Consider the following 4178-nt stretch of genomic DNA (forward strand, 5'->3'; position numbering starts at 1 on the left):
TCTGAAATCTGGTGATGATGGCGTAGAGGAAACACTCCTTTCCATTCCGAACAGGAAAGTTAAGCTCTACAGCGTCGATGGTACTGCATGGGAGACTGTGTGGGAGAGTAGAACGTTGCCAGGTTATCATGCGTTATTAGCTCAGTTGGTAGAGCACCTGACTCTTAATCAGGGTGTCCCGGGTTCGATCCCCTGATAACGCACCAAAATCCTAAACATTTGTTTAGGATTTTTTTATTTTGAAAATTATTTTTTGGAAATTTCTTTGAAATTTATTAGAATATGAAATTTTATAAATATTGATTGGTTAATTTATAATAAATAATATCTATAATTTAGGGTATACAAAAAATAAAAATAACTTTTAGATAATATGATTTTAAATTATTTTTACATGATGAAAAGATGCTATATAATTTAAAAAAGAGAAATTTAGACTGGAGGGAATATATATGTTTTCAAAAACAAGGAAAGTAGCTATAGTAGGAACAGGATTAGTTGGATCCAGTACAGCATTTAGTTTAATAACACAAGGGGTTTGTGATGAAGTATTAATGATAGATATTAATAGAGAAAAAGCTCTTGGAGAAGTGATGGACTTAAAGCATTGTATAGAATATTTAAATAGAAATACAAAGATAAGAGTTGGATCATATGAAGAATGTGGTGATGTAGATATAATTGTAATAACTGCTGGAGCGCCACCAAAGCCAGGGCAAACGAGATTGGATTCACTGGATTTATCAGCTAAGATAGTAGAATCAATAGTAGACCCTATTATGGAAAGTGGATTTAATGGGCATTTTATAATAATATCAAATCCGGTAGACATAATAGCTAATCATGTATATAAGATATCTGGATTACCTAAAAGCCACGTCATAGGAACAGGAACATCAGTTGATTCTGCAAGATTAAAGAATTTTATAGGAGATTTATTTAATGTTGATCCTAGAAGTGTTCAAGCTTATTCTATGGGTGAACATGGAGATTCTCAAATGGTTCCATGGTCTCATGTTTATATAGGAGGAAAGCCTTTTAATAAGGTTATACAAGATAATAAAGATAGAGTCGGAGATGTAGATTTAGATAAATTAGTTTTAGAAACTGCTCAAGCTGGATGGGAAGTATATAATAGAAAAGGAACAACCTATTATGCTATAGCAGCTGCTACTGTAGGTATAATAAAAGCGATTATAAATGATGAGAATAAAATAATACCAGTATCTACATTATTAGATGGTGAATACGGTGAATATAATGTATTTAGTGGTGTGCCAGCAGTTCTTAATAGCGAAGGTGTGAAGGAAGTAGTAGAAATAGATATGACGGATGAAGAACTTAAAAGATTTAAAAAATCTAATGACGTTATAAGAGAGTATATAGAAAAATTAAATAAATAATTTAAGTGCTGTTTATAAGAATAACGATATTTTTATAAATGGCACTATTTAATTCTTGAGATAAAGTATAAAATAAATTATATAAGTAACGTGTTATAAATTATTTCCTCTAGTTTTCAAGTGCATGTATGTAGAGGTTAGTTGATTTTAGGCAAATTTAATTTTAGAAGAATAACTCAATAAGTAAATATGTATATGCTATCGGTAATGAATAAAAGCTTTGAGATTGGATAAAATAGAATCGAATTAAAGTCGCATCTTTACATATAAAATTGAATTAATTTATATTAATAAGAAAAAATAAAATAATTTTTAAAAAATATGTTGACATATGGACAATATGTCTATATAATAAATTCTTGTTGAGAGAAAAATATCTGGTGATGATGGCGTAAAGGAAACACTCCTTCCCATTCCGAACAGGAAAGTTAAGCTTTATAGCGCCGATGGTACTGCATGGGAGACTGTGTGGAAGAGTAGGACGTTGCCAGGTTCATAAGGTTTACTAGCTCAATCGGTAGAGCACTTGACTTTTAATCAAGGTGTACCGGGTTCGATTCCCGGGTAAGCCACCAAAAATCACTTCAGTAATGAAGTGATTTTTTAATAAGAACTTGCTTAGCATTATATATAAAAAGAAAGGATTTTATTCCTTTCTTTTTTATTTTCTCAATATATCATTTTTCATAAATTTTAAAAATTTCTTTATAGATTGTAGATCATCCTTTAATGTTGAAGAATCTTCCTCTTTGAAATAGTCCTTAATATAAATTAACATTATAAAGAATAATATTCCTAAATTAATATACATATCTTTTATATCTGCTATGAATAGATTGCTAATTCCTATAAAGTCCAGGCTACCTCCATAAAAGATTTTATCTATCAATGAACATAGGGCTCCAGACAGAATAAATAAAAATGCCATGTCTGACCAGAACTCTTTATTTCCTTTAGATAAATAATATCTATATACTTCTATAAATAGTATTACTGCTAGCGCATTTAATATTATCAAAGCAGAAAATCCCACTCCAAGGCCAAATCTTGCATTAAGCCAAGATCCATCTGTATTAATTATAGGATCAAAGGAAAGAAACTTTGGTATGATTTCAAAATAGTTATCGAAATAGAAAAGTTTTATTATAAGTTTTATTCCTTGATCTATTAACATAAGTATAAGGAAAATTACAAAAACTATTTTGCTACTAAATCCATTAGAATATTTTTTGGATGTAATGTATATTATCCAGCCTGTAAATGCAAATATGATAGTTAATAATAAATTCATACCTAAAGTATAAAAACTATCTACTCTGCCAGTGATAATTTCAAATGCAAAGTATAATAACCACATTATAGGGAGCAATCCTATTGTTAGCCATTTATCTTTATTAAATTTGTTAGTCATTTTATCCTCCTACAGAAAACTTAAGATATTAAGATTTTATCATACATAGGTATAAATTACATATAAGGATAACAAATTATTTTAAATACTGATATAATTAAAGTGAAAATACTGAATATTTACGTTATTTAGATAAATAATAAAATAACGGCATACAACATAGGAGGGGATTGAAGTGTTAAAAATTTTTGCAGTATCAGATTCGATAGGGGAAACAGCTCAGCAAGTTGCACTGGCAGCATCAAGTCAATTCAAAGGAGAAGTAGAGGTAAAAAGAGTTCCCTATATTAAAGGATTAGAAGATATAGAAGATTTAATGAGAGAGGTTAGTAGTTGCGAAAAGTGTATGATAGTTTCAACTATAATAACTGTAAATGTAAGAGAATATCTAACACAAAAGTGTTTAGAGAAAAATATATCAGTAGTAAATGTACTTGGACCAATAATAAATGTAGCTTCATCTATATTAAATAAAATGCCTGATAATAACCCAGGTGCAATGTGGAAAACCGATGAAGTTTACTTTAAGAGAATTGAGGCAATGGAATTTGCTATGCAATATGATGATAGTAAAGACTACAGAGGACTTAAAAATGCAGATGTTGTACTTATAGGATTATCAAGAACATCAAAAACACCATTATGTATGTATTTAGCTAATAAAGGAATAAAAGCTATAAATATACCCCTTATGCCAGAAGTAGAAATACCAGCGGAACTTTTTGAAATAGATAAGAAAAAGATCTTTGGATTAGTAATAAATCCTCTACAATTAATAGAAATACGAAAAAGAAGATTAGATAAATTTCATAGAATGCCTACAGGAATTGAATATGCAAGTGATGCTAGAATTTTAGAAGAATTTGATTTTGCAGATAGAATAATGAGACGATTAGGATGTAAAACTATAGATGTTACTCAAAGAGCTATAGAAGATACGGCGTTAATAATACTAGAAGCATTGGGGCACCAAAAGTAAAATACTAGACATATAATCTGTTATCTATAGCTGCATTAGAGTTTTGGATAACAGATTATTAATTATATTTATATTAACCTATAAAAAGACAAAAACACCTATAAAATAATTGTTTTCAAAATAAATCTATAATTTTATTAAAAAATATGATTAAATATGTTGACAATAGTTTTTTTAATGATAATATTTATTCATCGCCTAAGGCAAGTCAAGTATTTTAAAAAATAATAAAAAATATGTTGACATAAACGACTTAGGATGATAAGATAAGAAAGTCGCTTGAGGGCGATGAAGAAAATGGTCTTTGAAAATTGAACAGAAAATAAGTTAAGTAAAATAAACCAGCAATTCTTTTAGACGTCTTAAAATTAAGACTCAAAGTAAT

At 28.9% G+C, this 4178-nt stretch carries 3 protein-coding genes, 2 tRNA genes and 2 rRNA genes; 6 read left to right on the forward strand and 1 reads right to left on the reverse strand.

Annotation, left to right across the window (positions count from 1 at the left end; all coding sequences use genetic code 11):
* Positions 1 to 7: 7 nt before the first annotated feature.
* From rrf (NSA50_RS19420) to NSA50_RS19440, 5 genes are all read left to right on the forward strand, one after another.
* A 5S ribosomal RNA gene (gene rrf / locus NSA50_RS19420) occupies positions 8 to 124 on the forward strand.
* Between the two features lie 6 nt (positions 125 to 130).
* Positions 131 to 206 (forward strand) — tRNA-Lys (locus NSA50_RS19425).
* 246 nt (positions 207 to 452) lie between these two features.
* Positions 453 to 1403, forward strand: a complete 951-nt coding sequence (locus tag NSA50_RS19430) for an L-lactate dehydrogenase (RefSeq protein ID WP_257448124.1) — start codon at positions 453 to 455, stop codon at positions 1401 to 1403.
* A 376-nt stretch (positions 1404 to 1779) separates the two neighbouring features.
* Positions 1780 to 1896 (forward strand): 5S ribosomal RNA (gene rrf, locus NSA50_RS19435).
* A 6-nt stretch (positions 1897 to 1902) separates the two neighbouring features.
* Positions 1903 to 1978, forward strand: a tRNA-Lys gene (locus NSA50_RS19440).
* Between the two features lie 86 nt (positions 1979 to 2064).
* Here the strand turns inward: NSA50_RS19440 and NSA50_RS19445 are convergent.
* A complete protein-coding gene (locus NSA50_RS19445) occupies positions 2065 to 2814 on the reverse strand; it encodes a signal peptidase II (RefSeq protein ID WP_257448127.1) in 750 nt (249 codons plus the stop codon).
* A 175-nt stretch (positions 2815 to 2989) separates the two neighbouring features.
* Between NSA50_RS19445 and NSA50_RS19450 the strand changes: the two genes are divergently transcribed.
* Complete coding sequence (locus tag NSA50_RS19450) at positions 2990 to 3793, forward strand: pyruvate, water dikinase regulatory protein (protein ID WP_257448131.1); 804 nt, start codon at positions 2990 to 2992, stop codon at positions 3791 to 3793.
* The last annotated feature ends 385 nt before the right edge of the window (positions 3794 to 4178 follow it).

It is taken from the genome of Clostridium mucosae (assembly GCF_024622765.1).
GTDB lineage: Bacteria > Bacillota > Clostridia > Clostridiales > Clostridiaceae > Clostridium.